We start from the raw sequence: 20104 nt of genomic DNA, 5'->3' as shown, positions 1-20104 counted from the left end.
TAAGCTATAATATTATTTACTTTATTAAATAATATTGTCGCGGGGTGGAGCAACGAGCATCGCTTCATGAATTACCGCGAGTTGTACCGATCGAACAAGCTACTTGCTTAATCTTTCTGAGATCGGGACAGATAGCACAAACAATACGCATAGTCTAAATCATATTAAATAATATTGTCGCGGGGTGGAGCAGTTCGGTAGCTCGTCGGGCTCATAACCCGAAGGTCGCAGGTTCAAATCCTGCCCCCGCAATCACTAAAAAGTGGTTTAACCAATTGGTTAAACCACTTTTTTATATATTCCAAAAAAATCAATATAATAAAATCGGAACTAATTTATTTCTCCAATTGTACAGTGTACTGATGAGCTGATGTTCATCGACATAAAATATTACAAGTGGTACGATTTGGATAGAGATAGAAGATCATTTTAGTTAATCTATACTAGATAAATATGGAGAGATCTCCAGATAAGTATAAGATGAGTATTTGCAACTATAAAAAGAGAGGAATGATAGAAATGAACGCGATTAAAAAGCTTAATGATAGGCTTAGGGGATTGACCGATGCCATTGCTCGTTTTCCATTGACAACTGCATTTCTTTTAGTAGCTGCGCTCATAAATGCTTATGATATCAATACAGAAAAGGACTATTTGAAATTTCTTATAACACTTGTATTTGGTGCATTTCTTAGCGCAGTCTTTCAGGTTGCTTATGAGCGCTATTTTTCTAAGTTTTCTACTCGTGTGCTTTTAATGGGTGTAGTTGTCTTGTTAACAGCAGGGTATTACCTAATTATTAGCAGCTCTCCTGAACTAAGTATGGAAATTACAATTAGAACATCGGTTGCACTGTTTGCATTATTCTTTGCCTTTATATGGGTTCCGGTTGTAAAAGGCAAAATTAGTTTTAATAAAAGTTTTATGATTGCATTCAAATCTTTATTTAATACCTTATTTTTCTCTAGTATCATTTTTGCAGGTATAAGCATCATCCTTGCGGCTATTAACGAACTTATCTTTACTGTGGACTTTACAGCTTATTCTCATACCGCCAGTATTGTTTTCATTTTAGTTGCACCGATGTATTTCTTATCACTTATCCCTATTTATCCAGGAACAGCTGATAAAAACAAGGGTGGAGAAATAACTGACCTTCAAGAACAAACCATTAACAAGGCGGCGAGTTGTCCTAAGTTTTTAGAAATTCTTATTTCCTATATTCTCATTCCGCTAATAGCTATGTTCACAATCATTTTATTAATCTATATGATCCAAAATATTGGTGGGGCATTTTGGACTGATAATCTATTAGAACCAATGCTGGTCAGTTACTCAATCACAGTAATATTGGTATATATATTAGCCAGTGAAATTGAAAATAAGTTCACTGTATTTTTCAGAAGGGTTTTTCCAAAAGTACTAGTGCCTATTGTGCTTTTCCAAATTATATCGTCTATGATTAGTTTGACTGATATAGGTATAACACATACACGCTATTACGTCATATTGTTTGGTGTTTTTGCGGTGGCGGCGGGTAGCTTAATGAGCTTTTTGCCAGTAAGAAAAAATGGTATTATTGCTGCTATGTTAATTGTTTTTTCAGTAATATCTGTGGTCCCACCTGTGGATGCATTTACGATAAGCCGGTCGAGCCAGATAAATAAGGTTGAAAACGTGCTTTTGAAAAATGATATGCTCGAAAATAATACGGTTAAGCCGAATGCATCTATCTCCGAGAAGGATAAAGAGACTATCACGAGTGTAATGAATTATCTAAACAGAATGGAATATACCGATAAAGTTGAATGGCTACCAGCTCATTTTAACTTCTATAATGATTTTTATGATACTTTTGGTTTTCATGAATATGAACAACCGAGGAATAGAAACCAATCCGTTTACGTGAGTCTTGAGGAGCAAATGGCTATTGATATCTCAGGTTATGATACCTTTCTTTATTCCAATATATATTTTCCTAGTAACAAAGGAGAGGAAGAACTGGTTGATATGGTTATATTAGGTGAAAACTATACGTTACAAAAGAATATAACACAGGATCAAGGTAGTATAAGTTTAATAGGGAGTAATAACGAAGCGCTTATTAGTTTTAAGACAAGGGAAATTTTTGATAGGTTCTCAGACTTTCATTCAAGTAAGGGGTTCATCTCCATTGAAGAAGCAACCTTCTCAAAGGAAAACGAGCATGCAAAAATGACATTGGTGGTACAAAACGTGAGTCTTGATAAAACATCAAGCCCAACGTATTATGGATCTGACTTTTATATTTTTGTTAAGATTAAATAAGTGGTGAACGGAATGTTGATCCAAAGCTAATCGTTATAGTTGATATTTAAATTAATGATTTTAAAGCAAAGACAAACGGAGGATCATTACGTTTGTCTTTGTTTTCTTTATAATATTTTCATAAAAATACGGATGCTTTTGCTCTAAAGGATAAAATCATGTAAACTTATATATGGATATTTGTGTTTCCTTATAAATTGTTTCAACCTGATTTTTTGATGTCGGAAACTAAGGTGATGTTTTTATAGATGAATGAATATGAAGTAATGTCAACAAAATTAGAAGATACACAGCTTTTTTCTAAACGATTGGCCTCGTTTCTTCAGCCAGGTGATGTCATTACACTTGAGGGCGATTTAGGGGCAGGAAAGACTGCATTTACAAAAGGTTTGGCCGTTGGATTAGGGATACAAAGGAATGTTAATAGTCCTACTTTTACTATTATTAAAGAATATCAAGGGAATATGCCCTTGTATCATATGGATGTTTATCGTTTGGAGGATTCATATGAAGACCTTGGTTTCGAGGAATATTTTCATGGGAATGGTGTAACCGTGGTCGAGTGGGCTCATTTAATTGAAGATCAACTTCCAATTCAACGATTAAATATTTTTATCTACCATCAAGGAAATGATTCTCGAAAGATTGTAGTCAAACCAGTTGGTGAGCGATATGAGCAATTATGTAAGGAGATTTTTTAATGAACGTATTAGCGATAGATACATCCAACTATTCACTAGGTATAGCACTAATTAGTGATGAAAAAGTAATTGGCGAGTACATAACCAATATGAAAAAAAACCACTCAATTCGAGTGATGCCAGCCATTGAACACCTGATGAGTGATTGTGAAATGAAGCCTGCTGATCTAGAAAAAATTGTAGTGGCAAGAGGACCGGGATCCTATACAGGTGTGCGTATTGGAGTAACGATTGCCAAAACACTTGCTTGGACATTGAATATTCCTTTAGTAGGAGTTTCGAGTCTTGAAATACTGGCTGCAGGAGTAGGACGCTATTTTAATGGATATATATCACCATTATTTGATGCTCGCCGTGGACAAATTTATACAGGACTTTATCAATTTAGAAATGGAAAATTAGAATCGATCGTAAAGGATCAAATAATTCTTTCGGAAAATTGGACAGAACAATTACAAACATATGAAGAAAAAATTCTATTTGTTGGGACAGATATTACTCTTCATCGTGATGTTTTTGAGCAAGCATTAGGGGCTAGGGCAACTATAGCTGAAATAACAGAACAAAACCCCCGTCCAGCAGAGCTGGCTTTATTAGGACAGAATCAACCAGGTGAAGCTATTCATTCTTTTGTACCAAACTATATTCGTTTAGCAGAAGCAGAGACGAATTGGTTAAAAGCTCAAAAGGAATTGAAATAAATACAGGTTTGTTGGGATATTGAATGATAGGAAGTTAATATTATGGAGACTACATTTTCTTTTCGTATGATGAGTATAGAGGATATTGATCAAGTGATGGTGATTGAACATGAGTCGTTTACCATTCCATGGAGTAGGGAATCCTTTTATAATGAGTTAGTTCAAAATCAGTTTGCTGTTTATCTTGTTTTAGAAGTTGAGGACAGAATAGTTGGTTATTGCGGAGTATGGATTGTAATAGATGAGGCCCATATTACGAATATTGCTATTCTTCCTGAATATAGAGGCAGAAAACTAGGGGAAGCCTTAATGAGAAAAGTAATTGAGGTTGCAAAAGAGAAAGGAGCGAATACGATGACACTTGAAGTAAGAATGACGAATATAATTGCTCAATCTCTATATCGCAAGTTCGGTTTTCAAGGTGGAGCCATTCGCAAAAACTATTATACAGATAACCATGAGGACGCATTAGTTATGTGGGTGAATTTTAAATGAAAAGTGATCAATTTGTAATGGGAATTGAAACAAGCTGTGATGAAACGGCCGTTTCGATTGTGAAAAATGGAAGAGAAATAGTTTCAAATATAGTAGCATCGCAAATAGAGAGCCATAAGCGTTTTGGTGGAGTCGTTCCTGAAATTGCTTCCCGTCATCATGTCGAACAGATAACGATTGTGTTAGAAGAGGCTTTAAAGGAAGCAAATGTATCATATGATGAAATAGATGCTATTGCTGTGACGGAAGGACCTGGACTTGTTGGAGCTTTACTCATTGGGGTGAATGCGGCGAAGGCAGTTGCGTTTGCTCAAGGTATTCCGCTTGTTGCTGTTCACCATATTGCAGGTCACATATATGCCAACCGTTTAATAAAAGAAATGGAGTTTCCATTACTGGCTTTAGTTGTTTCTGGAGGACATACAGAACTTGTTTATATGAAAGAGCATGGCCATTTTGAAGTGATAGGTGAAACAAGAGATGATGCAGCAGGTGAGGCTTATGATAAAGTAGCGAGAACGCTTCATCTCCCATATCCAGGTGGGCCGCATATTGACAGGTTAGCGCATGATGGGGAAGCTACAATTGACTTACCTCGAGCGTGGCTTGAAGAAGGATCCTATGATTTTAGTTTTAGTGGTCTTAAATCAGCTGTTATTAACACTGTCCACAATGCAGAACAACGAGAGGAATCCATTAAACCTGAGAATCTTGCTGCAAGCTTTCAGGCAAGTGTCATTGATGTGTTGGTAACGAAAACACTACGTGCGGTAAAGCAATATGAAGTGAAGCAGGTTTTATTAGCGGGTGGTGTTGCTGCCAATAAAGGCTTAAGATCAGCTTTAAAGACTGCTTTTCAGGAAGTACAAGATGTGGAACTTGTGATTCCACCATTAAACTTATGCACAGATAATGCTGCTATGATCGCAGCAGCAGGAAGTATTTTGTTTGAAAAAGGACAGCGAGCGGGCCTAGCATTGAATGCAAATCCAGGTTTAGATATATCTATCCACAATAATAAGAAGGACTCCTAATAATTAGGGGTCCTTCTTATTATATGGTTGCTCCTTTCTGAATTAGATATCAACAGGTACATACAAAAAAATGTTCTTAAAATAAAACGAAATAGTAAAAACTGTGGATAACTATGTGGATTATGTTGATAATGTGGATAAGTTTATCGTTTATTGTGGATAATGTGGAAAATGATGTGGAAATCAGTAATATCAATAAATATAATGTTAATAAAACTGTGAGTAAAAAAAGAAGCATGTGAATATATCAGCATACTTCTTTTTATTTGTATTCATTATTATTAGTAGGGACTGCTATCAAGAACATAGAATGGTTGTAGAAACAATTTTGAGCAGGTTACGTATCAGCCAATAAGGTCCATTCTTCCATTAGATTATCTAAATCAAGTTTTAACTTTTCAGTTTCCTGTTGAATTTCGAGTGACTTTTCATGATCTTGAAAAATATCTGGTAGGCAAAGAAGTTGTTCATTGTTCTCCATTGCTTGTTCAAGTTCATCTATTTTATTTTCAATCTCCTCAATTCTACGAAGGCGCTGTCTTTCTAATCTTTTAGCCTCTTTATCCTGTTGATAACCACTTTTTTCTTGCTTGATAGAATTCTTTACTTTCTGTTGGTTTTCCTCAAGTGCTTTCAATTCTTGCTGTTCAAGCTTTTTTTCAACATAGTAATCGTAATCACCTAAGTACTCAATTGCACCATTCTTATTCAGTTCGATCACTTTAGAAGCAATTCGATTGATAAAATATCGATCATGGGAAACGAAAAGAATCGTACCAGGATATTCGACCAAGGCATTTTCTAATATTTCTTTACTGTCCAAATCGAGATGGTTTGTTGGCTCATCCAAGATTAATAAGTTTGCTTTTTGCATCATTAATTTTGCTAAAGCTAAACGGGCTTTTTCACCACCACTTAAGGTAGATACAATTTTTAATACATCATCCCCAGAAAACAAAAAGTTTCCGAGTACAGTTCGAATATCCCTTTCGTTTTTCAAAGGATAATCATCCCATAATTCATTAAGTACTCTTTTATTTGAAATTAAATCGGCTTGTTGCTGATCATAGTAGCCAATTGAAACATTAGTTCCATACTTAATTTCTCCTGTGAGAGGAGATAGCTTTTTCATAATGGTCTTTAGCAAAGTTGATTTTCCAACTCCGTTTGGTCCAACAAGAGCTATACTGTCGCTTCTCGTAAGGCGCATTGAGATGTCTCTTGAAATAATATCTTGGTTATATCCAATGGATAGAGACTGGACATTTAATACTTCACTTCCTGATTGTTTTTCAATGTCGAAGCTGAAAGAAGCTGATTTTTCATTCCCTAGTGGGCGGTCCATGAGCTCCATTTTCTCGAGCTTTTTACGACGGCTTTGTGCTCTTTTCGTTGTTGTAGCACGGACAATATTACGTTGGATAAAATCTTGCAGCTTAGCAACTTCATCTTGTTGCTTTTCAAATTGTTTCATCTCATGCTCATAGTTTTCAGCTTTTCTTTCTAAATAAGAACTATAGTTACCAGGATATTTAGTGATTTCTTTTCTAGACATTTCATATACTTGATTCACTACTTTATCAAGAAAATAACGGTCATGTGAAACAATTAAGATTGCCCCGTCATATCCTTGTAAATATTGTTCAAGCCAAGATAGAGTATCAATATCAAGGTGGTTTGTAGGTTCATCAAGGATTAAGATATCAGGCTTTGATAATAATAATTTACCGAGGGCAAGTCTTGTTTTTTGACCACCACTTAAATTAGAAATTTTTGTTTCATAATCAAAGGGTTGGAAATTTAATCCATGCAAAACAGAACGAATATCGGCTTCGAATTGGTAGCCTCCATTTTCTTTAAACTGGACTTGTAAGAGATCGTAATCCTTTAGGACTTTCTCATATTCAGCCTTGCTTTGGATGACAGATGGGTTAGACATTTTCATTTCAAGGTCTCGTAGTGTTTGTTCTTGCTGTCTTAATTCAGTAAAAACAGCTAGCATTTCTTCCCAAATAGACAGGTTGGATTCAAGTCCTGTGTCTTGAGCTAAATAGCCAATTTTGACATCCTTTGGCTTAATAATATCACCTGAATCATAGGTTAAATTCCCAGAAATAATTTTTAATAATGTCGACTTTCCTGTACCATTTCTACCAACAAGCGCAATCCGGTCACGTGTTTGAACTTCTAGCTTAATATTTGACAAAATTATGTCTGCGCCATAGTATTTATATAATTGGTTCACTTGTAATAAGATCATGTTTGTTTTCACCTCTATACTTATAGATTAACCGATTAATGTATTGACAGCAATATATGGGATACCTTTCATTTTTTTATAGAAGAACTTAATTGATAATGCTATTTTTAATAGATAGGGAAATACTATTTGTGAAAGGCCATACAAAGTAAAGGTGATCAAGATATAAATAGTGTATGATTTGATAAAGAGGTGTTTTTTTATGGCAGATTTTACTCATTTCAATGAAGAAGGCAGAGCAAAAATGGTAGATGTTAGCGATAAGCCAGAATCTTCTCGAACAGCTATTGCAATGTCAAGTATAAAAGTTCGTCGTGAAATATATGAAAAAATAGCAAATAACCAGATGAAAAAAGGAGATGTGTTAGCGGTTGCACAAGTAGCAGGTGTGATGGCTGCAAAAAAAACATGGGATATTATACCGATGTGCCATCCTCTCTCTTTAACTGGTGTTGATATTACTTTTTCATGGGATACTGAGAATGAGGACTTTATACTATTTATACGTGCTTTTGTTAAAACAAAGGGGAGCACAGGAGTGGAAATGGAAGCCTTAACAGCGGCGTCTATTTGTGCTCTAACGGTTTATGATATGTGCAAGGCTATTGACAAGGGCATGGTGATAGGGGAAACCTATCTAGTGGAAAAAACAGGTGGAAAAAATGGGAATTATAAAAGAGTTGAAAAACAAGAGTAGTATGTTTAAGTAAACATAGATGATTAATGTATTCCGTCTTAACGGGTAGCAAGGCCGATACCTCAAGACTTCAAGAAAATTGAAGAAGGATGGTTGGGGATCGACTTGCCCATAAAGGTCTAATAAGTACGGTAAGAATTTTCTTTGGACTTTAGCCCTTAGAAAATTCACTCAGTCTTTGTGTGACTAACCACTAGTGGGGATGAGGAAAACACCCACTGAGGGAAGTCTTCTTTATATAATAATTCGGAAAGGGAAAAGGGGGGTTCGTATGGCTAATGAAACACCAAAAATACCACAAGCAACAGCGAAAAGATTGCCATTATACTATCGGTTTTTAACAAATTTGCATTCCTCTGGTAAACAAAGGGTTTCATCCGCAGAACTCAGTGAAGCTGTTAAAGTGGATTCTGCAACGATACGGAGGGATTTTTCCTATTTTGGAGCACTAGGAAAAAAGGGTTATGGATATAATGTTCAGTATCTACTTTCGTTTTTTCGAAAAACATTAGATCAGGATGAGTTGACAAAGGTTGCTTTAATTGGTGTTGGAAATCTAGGAACAGCTTTTTTAAATTATAATTTCTTGAAAAATAATAATACAAAAATTGAAGTAGCTTTCGATATTTCTAAAGACAGGGTGTCAAAAGAAGTCGGGGGTGTATCAATCCATCATATGGATGATCTTGAAAAGGTTATCAAGGCTCATCAAATTGAAGTAGCGATCTTAACAATCCCAGCACAAGAGGCCCAACATGTTACAGACAGGCTCCTAAGTGCTAATATTAGAGGTATTTTAAACTTTACGCCGGCTCGATTAACTGTTCCCGATAGTATCCGAGTTCATCATATTGATCTGGCAGTAGAACTTCAGGCACTTATCTATTTCTTGAAGCACTATAACTCAGATCCAGTTGAAGAATAAACAATTAATAAAAATAAAACAGTATCAATAAAAAATGAGCCACGAGAGGTGGCTCATTTTTTATTGCCATTCTTTTTCAAATGAAAATGGATGAGGATCATGCGGATACCTGACCCAAAATCGAAGGTAGCAAGGAGGATCAATAAAAAGGTGAAAAATCCCCATCCTCCATCTTCATTGATGTTTTGAATAGCAAAAAATGTGAATAATATTCCTAGAAATACATAAACGATGCCTGAAAACAGTGGTGTTGGTCTCAATTTAAAATCCTCCAATAAAACTTTTTATTTACTTGCACAAAATGTGCTGACATAGATGTTTATTAAGGCTGTGGAAACCTTTAGTCGATGTTCCTATAATTTTTCAATCCATTCTAGATTTAGTTGCAGAATAACAACGAGCGTGTTCATAGATACATGTGCAAAAATAGGGACGAGAATTCGTTTTGTTTTCACGTATAGATAGGCAAAAGTAAACCCCATAGCAGAATAGAGAATTAAATGTTCGGGTTCTCCGTGGGCGATAGCAAAAATAAGAGAGCTAATTAGACCCGCAATAAAGAAATTCCATCGATTATATAAAGAACCGAAGATAATTTTGCGGAAAACAATTTCTTCCAGAATCGGTCCAATAATAGATGTAACGAGGATGACAATGGGCGCGGTCTTGATCAGTCCGACAATTTGCTCTGTATTCTCTGATCCCATATCAATTCCAAGTAAGTATTCAATATTGGCAGCGATAGATTGAGCAAAGAAGGCAAGAAAGATACCACCAATTGCCCAGTTAATTGATTGGCGAGGAGAAAGGACCTTCTCATCTCGGACAGGATTCAGCATTTCTTTACGTAAAAGAAAAAGAATGATGATTAAAGCAACGGAAAAGCTGACTATAATCCATATGGAAAAAGAGAGATTAACCATCTCATCATAACTTTTACCGAATGTAGTGCCCAAAAAAGTGACAATGGGAATGCCAATAACCCCAGAAAGTTGCATGCCAATGTAGGTGATTAAAATAATCCAATATTCTTTCCTCAAAATTTTAGTTCTCCTTTATTATAAATACTCCTAAACCATTCTATCAATATTTGGTGTAAGGCACCACAAAAAGAGAGATGACTATGAATGGTACCTAACATCAAAAAATTTACAAAAAATTTAAGGGTTGTTACTTGCAATTAGAATTCAGATTTATTAATATAATAGTTGTGTTAGCACTCAGTTGAGTTGAGTGCTAATAAATAAAATTACATATAAATTTGAGGAGGTTGTTTCATTTGTTAAAGCCACTAGGTGATCGCATTATAATTGAGCTTGTTGAATCAGAAGAAAGAACTGCTAGCGGTATTGTTTTACCAGATTCCGCTAAAGAGAAACCGCAAGAAGGTAAAGTTGTAGCTGTCGGAACAGGTCGAGTTCTTGAAAATGGTGAGCGTGTAGCTCTTGAAGTTTCTGCTAATGATCGCATTATCTTCTCAAAATATGCTGGTACAGAAGTAAAGTATGAAGGTAAAGAATATTTAATCGTACGTGAAAGCGACATTCTCGCTGTCATCGGATAATTATAATTTATAATATTAGTTTGTGAAAATTGAAGGAGGAAATTCATAATGGCAAAAGATATTAAGTTCAGTGAAGATGCCCGTCGTGCAATGCTTCGTGGTGTGGATGCTCTTGCAAATGCAGTGAAAGTAACTCTTGGACCTAAAGGACGTAATGTGGTTCTTGAGAAAAAATTTGGTTCACCACTTATTACAAACGATGGTGTAACAATTGCAAAAGAAATTGAATTAGAAGATGCTTTCGAAAACATGGGTGCAAAATTAGTAGCTGAAGTAGCTAGCAAAACAAATGATGTTGCCGGTGACGGAACTACAACAGCAACTGTTCTTGCTCAAGCGATGATTCGTGAAGGTCTTAAAAACGTAACTGCTGGTGCTAATCCAATGGGAATTCGCAAAGGTATAGAAAAAGCAATTCAAACAGCTCTTGAAGAATTAAAAGCTATTTCTAAGCCAATTGAAGGAAAAGAATCAATTGCTCAAGTTGCTGCTATTTCTTCAGGTGATGAAGAAGTAGGTCAATTAATTGCAGAAGCAATGGAACGTGTTGGAAATGATGGTGTTATTACCATTGAAGAATCAAAAGGTTTTGCAACAGAATTAGATGTTGTAGAAGGTATGCAATTTGACCGTGGATATGCATCTCCATATATGGTCACAAATTCTGATAAGATGGAAGCTGTTCTTGAAAATCCATATATCTTAATCACTGATAAAAAAATCACAAGCATTCAAGAAATTCTTCCAGTTCTTGAGCAAGTTGTTCAACAAGGTAAATCATTATTACTTGTAGCTGAAGATGTTGAAGGGGAAGCTCTTGCAACATTAGTAGTGAACAAACTTCGTGGAACATTTAATGCAGTAGCTGTTAAAGCTCCTGGATTCGGTGATCGTCGTAAAGCAATGCTTGAAGATATCGCTATTTTAACAGGTGGTTCAGTAATTACTGAAGAATTAGGTCTTGACCTTAAGTCTGCAGACATTACTCAATTAGGTCGCGCTGCTAAAATTGTTGTAACAAAAGAAAATACAACAATTGTAGAAGGTTCTGGAGACAGTGCACAAATCGCTGGCCGTGTTAACCAAATTCGCGCTCAATTAGAAGAAACAACTTCTGATTTTGATCGTGAAAAGTTACAGGAACGCTTAGCAAAATTAGCTGGTGGTGTTGCTGTCATTAAAGTAGGTGCAGCAACTGAAACAGAATTAAAAGAACGTAAATTACGTATTGAAGATGCATTAAACTCTACTCGTGCAGCTGTTGAAGAAGGTATTGTTGCTGGTGGTGGTACTGCTCTTGTTAATATTTACAATAAAGTCGCTTCTATTCAAGCTGAGGGTGATGAAGCAACTGGTACGAACATCGTATTACGTGCGATTGAAGAGCCAGTACGTCAAATTGCTCACAATGCGGGTCTTGAAGGATCTGTCATTGTCGAACGTTTAAAACATGAAGCAGTAGGCATTGGCTTTAATGCCGCTACTGGAGAATGGGTGAACATGGTTGAAGTTGGTATCGTTGACCCTACAAAAGTAACGCGTTCTGCTCTTCAAAATGCTGGTTCTGTAGCAGCTATGTTCTTAACAACTGAAGCAGTTGTAGCTGACAAGCCAGAAGAAAATGCAGCTCCTGCAATGCCTGATATGGGCGGCATGGGTGGAATGGGCGGCATGATGTAATTAGGGTTTTAAAACCTTGTTATATCAACGTCTAAAATGATAATATGCTTTTCTTGTCCTCGGATTTGTCCTCGTTTTATAAAAAACACGGCAACCTGTGACAAAAAAGCTAACTATAGGAGAAGGTCTTTCATCAGTTTGCTAAACTGTTGGGAGGCCTTTTCTTCCATATTAACGGTCATATGAGCATAGATATTCATCGTAGTATTAATATCCGTATGTCCAAGACGCTGTTGTATTTCTTTAATGCCGACTCCAGCTTCAATCAATAATGAAGTGTGGGTATGTCTAAATGAGTGTGGAGTAATGTTCTTTTCTATTTCTGCCTTTTTAAGCAGTCGTTTAAGTCTGGTCTCAACGACTTTTCTTAATTGTGGGTGTCCATCCTCGCGAGCAAAAATAAATCCGTTATCCTCGTAAACGATGCCGTTTTTTAATTTAATCTCATTTTGTTTAATCCGGTGTTTTTTTAACATGTTCACTAGCATTTCATCAATTCTGATTGAACGGACTGATCCTTTTGTCTTTGGCGTTAAAAGCTGATATTTTTCAAAATGGTTGTTAGGATTATAAAGAGTTTTAGTAACTCGGATAGTGCCTTGTTTTTCGTTAAAATCCCCCCATTTTAAGGCCAATAATTCACCTATTCGTAATCCGGTATAGGAAAGTACTGTGAAGACAAGATGATCCATTTCAAGCCCGTCTGTATAGGCTAGTTTAAGAAAATGAGCAAGCTCTTCTTTTTCCAGAAAGACAATATCCTCTTCTGCTTTCTCCAGTTCTTCAATACTTTGCTGCTTTTTAGGCATTTTGAAATCCTCAGTAGGATTATTTTTTATCAGCCCTTGAGTTAATGCTTTCCGAAAAATCATTCTTCCACAAGCATGAATACCATCCATATAATTTTGGCTGTATTTTTCGTTTAATTCCAGAATTCTTTCTTCATACATTTTCTTAGTAATGCGGCTGATTGGATAAGGTCCCCAAACAGAGATAAAATGTTTCATTTCCTTTTCTCGAGCTCTCACACTGCTTATTTTCACACCACTGCGGCCATACGTTTTTAACCAATCCTGGGCGAATTGCTCAAAAGGCATATCGGATTCTTTGGTAAAGGTGCCATTTTGAATTTCTAATTCTACAAGGCGTGCTGCTGCTTTTGCTTCTCGTTGGGTTTTAAAGCCACCTTTAGATATCTCTTTGCGTTTTTTTGTGAGAGGGTCCAGCCCTAAATAAATATGATAACTCCATGTTTTTCCTCGTTGTCTGAACTTTGCCATATTAAGTGCTCTCCTTTATTAGTATTAATGCGATTTTCAGAGTATAGCTGTTTATCCATTAAGCATCTAAATAATTATTTAATACTTCTTTCAATATATATTTCAAAGAGTTCGTTAAAGGTTTTATCAATTTCTTGCTTTTCCTTTAGAAATAATTTTAAAAGCTCATATTTATCCGATGGTGAAAATCCACCTTTTTTAATCCCCATTCCAAAACTGTTTTTCATTCTAAGGATAAAATTAAAGATTTCGTGTAAATGATCTAACTCTTTATTATCTGGTTTACTGATGGCATGCTCAGATATTAAAAGAAAAATTTGATCATGTATTTTTAATATTTGTTCTCTTACACTCGGTTCAGCTTTACTAAGCATTTGATTAACGTCTTCAGTGTAGTGATTTACTTGGTATTCATCATAGTTAACAACTTCATCCCCCTTTGTGAGGTAATCCATTGAAACCCCAAAATATTTGGCTATTTCTAGGACTAAACCAAAGTCTGGACTTCGATCTCCACGTTCATAATTACCTAGAGTTGTAAAAGGAATTCCCAATTCAGTGGCTAACTCCCTTAAAGTCATGTTTTTCCTTTTCCTTAACTCCCTTATCCGTTCTCCAAGCATATTATTTTCCTCCTTTTGAGTAATTACATTTTAATATTACACAATTTGAGTACAATTTTCAACTTGAATTACTCAAAACGAGTTGTTATTATTAATTTGTACCCAATTCGGGTAATAAGTGGAGGCATGATTATGGAATGTACAATACAAGTTAAGCATGAACAATACCTAAATATTGATAGTGCAAAAGTAAAAATTGCGCGGGTTGAAAAAGACTGGACAATAACAAAACTTGCCGAAATGTCAGGCGTAACAAGAAAAACCATTGGAGAAATTGAAAAAGGAAATAAAAAAAGAATTCGTCCTTCTACAATTCAACAAATTGCGATTACGCTAGATAAGCCAGTCGAATATTTTTGTACCAGGATTGAAAAAAGGATAGATGGGAAGGGATTGGATGAACTTTAAAATGGAATTACCAGATGGTGAGGTGGAAACATGCTTGAAATAAAACTGGATGATGAAGAGTTAAAAGCCCTTTATTTGGCTGAAGTACAAAAGCGATTAGACAAAATTGAACTTCAGTCAATGCTTATGGATACAAAACAATTGTGTAAAATGCTCTCGTTATCATGGCCCACAGTAGAAAAGCTATTCCTTAGTGATCCAAACTTTCCATCCATACGAATAGGGAAGAAGTGGATATTTAATCGAAAACAGGTACAGGACTACATTGACCGTTGGTCGATTGAAAAGAAGAAAATGCGTAGGTGAGGTGATATGCAGGGATGGATTAAGTTACATCGTCAAATTCAAGGCCATTGGTTATATAAAGAGAAAAGGATTTTTTCAAAGTATGAGGCTTGGATTGATCTATTGATGATGGCAAGCCATAAAGATACAAAGTTCTTGCACGGTGCTGAATTGATCGAATTAGAAGAAGGAAGCTTGGTTACATCCGAATTAAAACTTATGGAACGATGGAAATGGGGGAAATCAAAATTAAGAAAATTTTTAGAAATTCTTGAAAAAGATGGAATGATCATCAAAAAATCAGACCGCAAAAAAACCATGATAACCATATGTAAATACAGTGTATATCACCATTCAGAAATCGAAAACGGACCACAAGCAGACTACGAGCAGACCACTGGCAGACCGTCAGCAGACACAATCAAGAATGTAAAGAATGTAAAGAATGTAAAGAATGATAAAGAAGATATAAATACTTCTTGTTACAAGCCGAAAACTTACGACGAAGAGAGCGTTCCTTATCAATTATCTTTAAGGCTTTTACATAACATCAGGAAAAACAACGAGGCATTTAAAGAGCCTGACCTCCAAAAATGGTCAAATGATATCCGATTGATGATGGATAGAGATAATCGAACGAAAGAACAGATTGCATATCTAATAGATTGGTGTCAGCAGGACTCCTTTTGGAAATCGAATATACTTTCACCAGCTAAATTAAGAAAACAGTTTGATCAATTAGTCATTAAAGCTGAAAAGGGTAAAAAGAAAAGTATTCAGGATTTTTCTACGGAACGCCCTTATCATTGGGAAAAACCGAAACCATTAACAAAAGAGGAGTACAGTCGTATGAAAGAATTAGAGGCTGATTTACTTTAATAGGAGGGATGATAATGCATGATATCAGGCGTTTTTTGAATATTGATGATGTTATTAAGGATGCTGTTAAAAAGATAGTTCCAATATTAGCTGATCGTGATGACTTCGAACCAAAGTATCAATACAAATTACCTTGTCCAAGTTGTGGAGATGAAACGGCTAGCGGTTTATTTTATCGTATATTCAATCAAAAGGATTGGTTGCCAGCTGGAGAAGCGATGAAATGTTCAGTTTGTAGGGACAGAGAGGCTTTTAAGGTTTATCAAAGCAGAAGCTTAGAGGAATTAAGATCATCAGTAGGAGAAAGGCTTATGAAAGAGTATCTTCTTATTCCGGAATCATTAAAGAATGCTGGCTTTAACGATTATCAAGAAACAAACAACATTACTGCTGTAGCTAAGGAAAGAGCTGTTTCCTTCACCGAGAGATTTTTAGCATCTAAAGGCGATTGTTACAATCTTTTGATTATGGGAAATCCAGGGACTGGAAAAACCCATTTGTGTACAGCAATTGCCAGGAACATAATACCAAAAGGTTTTACCGTTGGTTTTTTAACGGCAGGAAAATCGCTTTCGATGATTAAAGAAACTTATCAAAAGGGAGCTGCTAAAACAGAAGCAGGGATTTTAAGAGATATTTCAATGTTTGATCTTTTCATTCTTGATGATGTTGGATCAGAAGCAAAAGGAGGAAACGATGATTGGAGAAAAGGAATGATTTTTGAGATTGTAGAAAGTCGGTCTGGTAAACCAACGATCTACACAAGTAATTTAACGGACGCAGACTTACCCGTTGCCGTGGGAAAAAGAGTCTTTAGCCGTCTTTATGATAATACAAGATTTATTGATTTATTTACAGAAGATTATCGAAAAAATTTTCGAATCAGATAAATAATGATATAGAAAAGTAGGTAACAAAAGAAAAGCTACTCGGATTTTTGTGATGGATAATGAAACCGGGCAGACCTTATACATTATGTCCATGGTCTTGTAAAAATAACAGTAGGCTTTTATCACGTTTTGTATATGTAGAGGCGGTATAGTTACTGATATATGAATATTTTTCTTATTTATAAAAAAAAGGAGTGATGAAAATGAGCGGGCATTTCCCTCGTTCTATAAGAATTAATAAACCTCAAGATATAAGGCGGATGTTAGCAAAGGTTATTAATATTCTTCTACAAGACGGAGAAATGACCACAGACAAAGCAAAAACTATTGCTACGCTATCTAATACTGCGCTGAAATCAATGGATCTGGGGGAATTGTCCGATCGATTAGAGAAGATTGAGGAACAACTTCAATCTCAAGAAGGTGGCAGAAAATGAGCTTAAAATCAAGGATACAAAAGGCTGAAAGAGTTTTATTGAATAAAGACAACAATAAAATAAAAGATCCACATGGCAAGCGGACCCCTTTTAGAATGAAAGCAATTGATTTATGGTATTGTGGGGAATTTATAAGCCTAAAAAAGCATTGTAAAGACAATCTAGAATTTTACGAGCTGTTAGTTTCCTATACAAAAGTGATTGAAGAAATGGCAGCAAGAAATGCTGAAATTGAATGAAGAGAAGAAAAAGCTTATTAGTTATTGTACTTCTGTCTCGTGGAATAAACGGATGTTATGTTTTCGCTGCAAATCCTAATATGCAGAAATATTTAAAGGAGGTTGTGAGAATAAGTCAATAACATAGACATAAGAAGGAGCCACCTATAATAAGGGGGCTCCTTTTATTAGAAGAGCAAAATAGTAAATTGTAAGGAAAGGTTGAAGAACTTGATAATTTTGTGAGTTAGGATTAAGTATTATCGAATGAATTTTCCAATGTTCCCCTTTTTTGGCAGGAAAATATTATTAAAAAGAGAATTAGTTAATTATGAAGGGGAACTGGGGGTTTTATATAAAATGCACTCTATTAAAGACATCATGCTTATTCAAGATCTATTTAAATTAACAAAATCAGTATTAAGGGATATCGCTGCTGATCTAGATATCGATACCTCTCTTAACAAAAATGAATTAGTAATGAGGATATATCCTGAAAGGAATCGGTTTAGTGAGGAAACAATTTCAAAGATTGAAAATAGAATAGTAGCAACCAGATCTACAGCTGTAACTTGGTATCGGTTTGATGGTGGTTTGACTACAGAAGAATTCAGGAGACTTATCAGAGAAAATACTCTTTTTGACCCTTTTAGTGAACTGAATCCGATTCAGGAGAGCGATGTTACTACAACCCCTGAAGTATTAGTAGGATCGACAGCTTTAAATGATTACGGAACATTTTTAAGGTATATTTATAAAAGTGGTGTTAGGTATGAACCCACCCCAACTATGATTAGGACAATTACGAAATCAGCAATTTCTACTGTTTATTATGATTCAAATAGGGGAATATTGGAAATAAGAGGCGATACACGCAAAGCTTCTGATATTGCAAGGAAGGTTGCACAAACTCTTGGCTTGCAAATTACTATGGAACCTATAGAAGCACCATTCGAACAAGAAATGGGAGACATTGCAGATAGTTTAGGTGGACGGTTAACAGAAGCAACTTCAAAACCAGAATTGTTTTTTGAAGAGTTCAGCGAAAATGAAATGAATTCGGTAGTAAACGTGCTAAAAGCACTTGATGAATATATGCAAACAAAAGATTCTGATGTTTTAGAAACGCATTTGCAAAATGCAAGTGATTCTTTTATGCAAGGAGAAGCTATTGTTCCTTTTGCTGCTTTAGTTTTGTCTGGTATGGAAACTGTAGGTATGGCTGGTAGTAGTGAGATAAGATCTCTTCCATTATTTAGTTATTTAAATCCATATTTACAGCATCAAGGTGGATTTATAAAATTTCCATTTACTATTGAGAATGTAGAAGAAACTTTCACCATAAGAATAGGTATAACAACTAAAAGTGTAGTATTTGTTTCTCAGGTTACTGAGGACGTTATTGACTTTGTTAGGTCCCGTGTTATTATTTAGTTATTATTCAAGGAGAGGAGATGTTCAGATGGCTAATATTTTTGAAATGAGAAAAAAAATAGAAACATTCATTGAATTGTTAGCTTTAAACAGGGTTGACAGGTTTTATCCTTCGGCTCTGGCAAAACATCTGGACATCTCTTCTAGCGAAGCTTTTAATTACCTACTTGAAAGAACTGGTGTTGGAGATCAACTGACTTTAAAATGGGAGCTAAGATGCCCACATTGTTACAGAACGTTAAAAATAACAAACGAACAGGAAGTAGATGAAGAATTCCAATGTAATTGTGGAGAAGAATTCGACTTAAGATCATCAGATCTTTTTCCAGTTTTTCAGCTTAATCCTGATTATAAAGAGTTTTTAAAGGATGAAGTTAAAAAAAAAAGCAATTTGAATCTAAAAAGGCTACAAATGATTTAATTGGAAAACCAGTATCTTTAGAATCCTTTTTACAAAATGGAGTTTTATCTGAACAGGCGTTAAAAAACTTACAAAGTCAGTCACCTGGTGTTATTGTAAATATAGTGACTCAATATAATGGGGGAGACATCAATATGGATCATAGGAAAATCGAAGGAAGTTTTAATAATTCCGATTTAAAAGGAAATATTGCAATTCAGGCTGACAATGTTACGCAGACTCAAAATATTAATAAGGGTGAGTCTGAACAAGCTTTTCGAGATTTATTTGCTGCTATTCAAAAGCTTGAAAATGAACCAGAAAGAGAGCAAGCTCATTTTTTTGCAGAGCAAATGCAAGAAGCCCTAGAGTCTGGAGATAAAACAAAAGGTCAAAAAATGCTACAATTTTTACATGGTGCACTAGGTGCAGCTAGTTCTCTAGCTACCATAGCTCAATTGTTTGGCTTGACGATTCCTTTACCTTAAAGAGATATATAATAACTTATATAACAACAACAAAGCCCCTCTCTAATGAGAAGGGGCTATTCTCGTTTAGAAAGGTCATCCGGTGTATTATACTTTGGTTTCTTTTGGAGTTGAGGGCTAGCTTAGTCCTCGTGTAATTTTGAAACTATTTTATAGAGAAATAGTAGATAATGGTGATATGATAAGCATTTTTAACTTATTATCTTTCAAAATGAATGGCTTCATCATTCTATAAAGCATTCTATAACTCAATTCTACTCACTAAACAAAATATTCTTTAAGAAAATGCGTTCTTGGACACCTTTAGTATTAATAAAGTAGCAACAGGAATATCTAACGGGTGCAAGAGTTGAAGAAAAAAGCTGTCATTGCGACAGCTTTTTGTTGTTGCACTAACT

General features: G+C 35.4%; 23 protein-coding genes and 1 tRNA gene. 19 read left to right on the top strand and 5 right to left on the bottom strand.

The annotated features are described in order from the left end of the window. The first annotated feature begins 178 nt into the window (after nt 1-178). From JMM81_RS21550 to tsaD, 6 genes are all read left to right on the top strand, one after another. Nucleotides 179-252 (top strand) — tRNA-Met (locus JMM81_RS21550). A 267-nt stretch (nt 253-519) separates the two neighbouring features. After that, nucleotides 520-2307, top strand: a complete 1788-nt coding sequence (locus JMM81_RS21545) for a DUF4153 domain-containing protein (protein ID WP_256243610.1) — start codon at nt 520-522, stop codon at nt 2305-2307. A 248-nt stretch (nt 2308-2555) separates the two neighbouring features. After that, nucleotides 2556-3008, top strand: coding sequence for a tRNA (adenosine(37)-N6)-threonylcarbamoyltransferase complex ATPase subunit type 1 TsaE (gene tsaE, locus JMM81_RS21540; protein WP_256243609.1), 453 nt, complete (start codon nt 2556-2558; stop codon nt 3006-3008). Then, nucleotides 3008-3709: a tRNA (adenosine(37)-N6)-threonylcarbamoyltransferase complex dimerization subunit type 1 TsaB gene (gene tsaB, locus JMM81_RS21535; protein ID WP_256243608.1), complete on the top strand. Its 702-nt coding sequence runs from the start codon at nt 3008-3010 to the stop codon at nt 3707-3709. Before tsaE ends, tsaB begins: the two co-directional genes overlap by 1 nt. Nucleotides 3710-3751: 42 nt before the next feature. After that, the gene (gene rimI, locus JMM81_RS21530) at nt 3752-4204 is read left to right on the top strand and encodes a ribosomal protein S18-alanine N-acetyltransferase (protein ID WP_256243607.1); all 453 of its coding nucleotides are present in this window, start codon (nt 3752-3754) and stop codon (nt 4202-4204) included. Next, nucleotides 4201-5238, top strand: coding sequence for a tRNA (adenosine(37)-N6)-threonylcarbamoyltransferase complex transferase subunit TsaD (gene tsaD, locus JMM81_RS21525; RefSeq protein WP_256243606.1), 1038 nt, complete (start codon nt 4201-4203; stop codon nt 5236-5238). Before rimI ends, tsaD begins: the two co-directional genes overlap by 4 nt. A 337-nt stretch (nt 5239-5575) precedes the next feature. On the opposite strand, the gene JMM81_RS21520 is transcribed toward tsaD, so the two are convergent. Beyond that, complete coding sequence (locus tag JMM81_RS21520) at nt 5576-7498, bottom strand: ABC-F family ATP-binding cassette domain-containing protein (RefSeq protein ID WP_256243605.1); 1923 nt, start codon at nt 7496-7498, stop codon at nt 5576-5578. Nucleotides 7499-7700: 202 nt separating this feature from the next. Between JMM81_RS21520 and moaC the strand changes: the two genes are divergently transcribed. Together moaC and JMM81_RS21510 are read left to right on the top strand one after the other, a co-directional pair. Next, complete coding sequence (moaC, locus tag JMM81_RS21515; protein ID WP_256243604.1) at nt 7701-8195, top strand: cyclic pyranopterin monophosphate synthase MoaC; 495 nt, start codon at nt 7701-7703, stop codon at nt 8193-8195. A 271-nt stretch (nt 8196-8466) separates the two neighbouring features. Then, complete coding sequence (locus tag JMM81_RS21510) at nt 8467-9120, top strand: redox-sensing transcriptional repressor Rex (RefSeq protein WP_256243603.1); 654 nt, start codon at nt 8467-8469, stop codon at nt 9118-9120. A 53-nt stretch (nt 9121-9173) separates the two neighbouring features. On the opposite strand, the gene JMM81_RS21505 is transcribed toward JMM81_RS21510, so the two are convergent. Both JMM81_RS21505 and JMM81_RS21500 read right to left on the bottom strand, forming a co-directional pair. Continuing rightward, nucleotides 9174-9380 carry a YdiK family protein gene (locus JMM81_RS21505; protein ID WP_256243602.1) on the bottom strand — a complete coding sequence of 69 codons (207 nt, stop codon included), beginning with the start codon at nt 9378-9380 and terminating at the stop codon, nt 9174-9176. A 93-nt stretch (nt 9381-9473) separates the two neighbouring features. Next, nucleotides 9474-10160 carry a CPBP family intramembrane glutamic endopeptidase gene (locus JMM81_RS21500; RefSeq protein ID WP_256243601.1) on the bottom strand — a complete coding sequence of 229 codons (687 nt, stop codon included), beginning with the start codon at nt 10158-10160 and terminating at the stop codon, nt 9474-9476. 239 nt (nt 10161-10399) lie between these two features. On the opposite strand from JMM81_RS21500, the gene groES reads away from it, so the two are divergent. Then, nucleotides 10400-10684: a co-chaperone GroES gene (groES, locus tag JMM81_RS21495; RefSeq protein ID WP_256243600.1), complete on the top strand. Its 285-nt coding sequence runs from the start codon at nt 10400-10402 to the stop codon at nt 10682-10684. A gap of 48 nt (nt 10685-10732) precedes the next feature. Next, nucleotides 10733-12364, top strand: coding sequence for a chaperonin GroEL (gene groL / locus JMM81_RS21490; RefSeq protein WP_256243599.1), 1632 nt, complete (start codon nt 10733-10735; stop codon nt 12362-12364). Nucleotides 12365-12477: 113 nt separating this feature from the next. Here groL and JMM81_RS21485 read toward each other — a convergent pair whose 3' ends face one another. Together JMM81_RS21485 and JMM81_RS21480 are read right to left on the bottom strand one after the other, a co-directional pair. After that, a complete protein-coding gene (locus tag JMM81_RS21485) occupies nt 12478-13644 on the bottom strand; it encodes a site-specific integrase (RefSeq protein ID WP_256243598.1) in 1167 nt (388 codons plus the stop codon). A 74-nt stretch (nt 13645-13718) separates the two neighbouring features. Further along, nucleotides 13719-14267, bottom strand: coding sequence for a helix-turn-helix domain-containing protein (locus JMM81_RS21480; protein ID WP_256243597.1), 549 nt, complete (start codon nt 14265-14267; stop codon nt 13719-13721). 132 nt (nt 14268-14399) lie between these two features. Here JMM81_RS21480 and JMM81_RS21475 point away from each other — a divergent pair, with 132 nt between their 5' ends. The 9 genes from JMM81_RS21475 (at nt 14400) to JMM81_RS21435 (ending at nt 19706) form a co-directional block, all read left to right on the top strand. Continuing rightward, nucleotides 14400-14675 carry a helix-turn-helix domain-containing protein gene (locus JMM81_RS21475; RefSeq protein WP_256243596.1) on the top strand — a complete coding sequence of 92 codons (276 nt, stop codon included), beginning with the start codon at nt 14400-14402 and terminating at the stop codon, nt 14673-14675. Between the two features lie 30 nt (nt 14676-14705). Next, nucleotides 14706-14981, top strand: a complete 276-nt coding sequence (locus JMM81_RS21470; protein WP_256243595.1) for a helix-turn-helix domain-containing protein — start codon at nt 14706-14708, stop codon at nt 14979-14981. Nucleotides 14982-14987: 6 nt separating this feature from the next. Beyond that, a complete protein-coding gene (locus tag JMM81_RS21465; protein ID WP_256243594.1) occupies nt 14988-15839 on the top strand; it encodes a Replication protein O in 852 nt (283 codons plus the stop codon). 14 nt (nt 15840-15853) lie between these two features. Further along, nucleotides 15854-16729 (top strand): ATP-binding protein, encoded by an 876-nt coding sequence (locus tag JMM81_RS21460; protein ID WP_256243593.1) that lies wholly within the window; start codon nt 15854-15856, stop codon nt 16727-16729. Between the two features lie 203 nt (nt 16730-16932). Further along, nucleotides 16933-17166, top strand: coding sequence for a hypothetical protein (locus tag JMM81_RS21455; protein ID WP_256243592.1), 234 nt, complete (start codon nt 16933-16935; stop codon nt 17164-17166). Then, nucleotides 17163-17405, top strand: a complete 243-nt coding sequence (locus JMM81_RS21450) for a hypothetical protein (protein ID WP_256243591.1) — start codon at nt 17163-17165, stop codon at nt 17403-17405. The genes JMM81_RS21455 and JMM81_RS21450 overlap by 4 nt, the downstream gene beginning before the upstream one ends. 246 nt (nt 17406-17651) lie before the next feature. Beyond that, complete coding sequence (locus JMM81_RS21445) at nt 17652-18818, top strand: hypothetical protein (RefSeq protein WP_256243590.1); 1167 nt, start codon at nt 17652-17654, stop codon at nt 18816-18818. Nucleotides 18819-18846: 28 nt separating this feature from the next. Further along, the gene (locus JMM81_RS21440; RefSeq protein ID WP_256243588.1) at nt 18847-19239 is read left to right on the top strand and encodes a hypothetical protein; all 393 of its coding nucleotides are present in this window, start codon (nt 18847-18849) and stop codon (nt 19237-19239) included. Nucleotides 19240-19373: 134 nt separating this feature from the next. Next, the gene (locus JMM81_RS21435; RefSeq protein ID WP_256243587.1) at nt 19374-19706 is read left to right on the top strand and encodes a hypothetical protein; all 333 of its coding nucleotides are present in this window, start codon (nt 19374-19376) and stop codon (nt 19704-19706) included. The last annotated feature ends 398 nt before the right edge of the window (nt 19707-20104 follow it).

It is taken from the genome of Bacillus sp. V3B (assembly GCF_024494465.1).
GTDB lineage: Bacteria > Bacillota > Bacilli > Bacillales > Cytobacillaceae > Bacillus_BD.
This window is presented reverse-complemented; position numbering and strand designations above follow the sequence as displayed.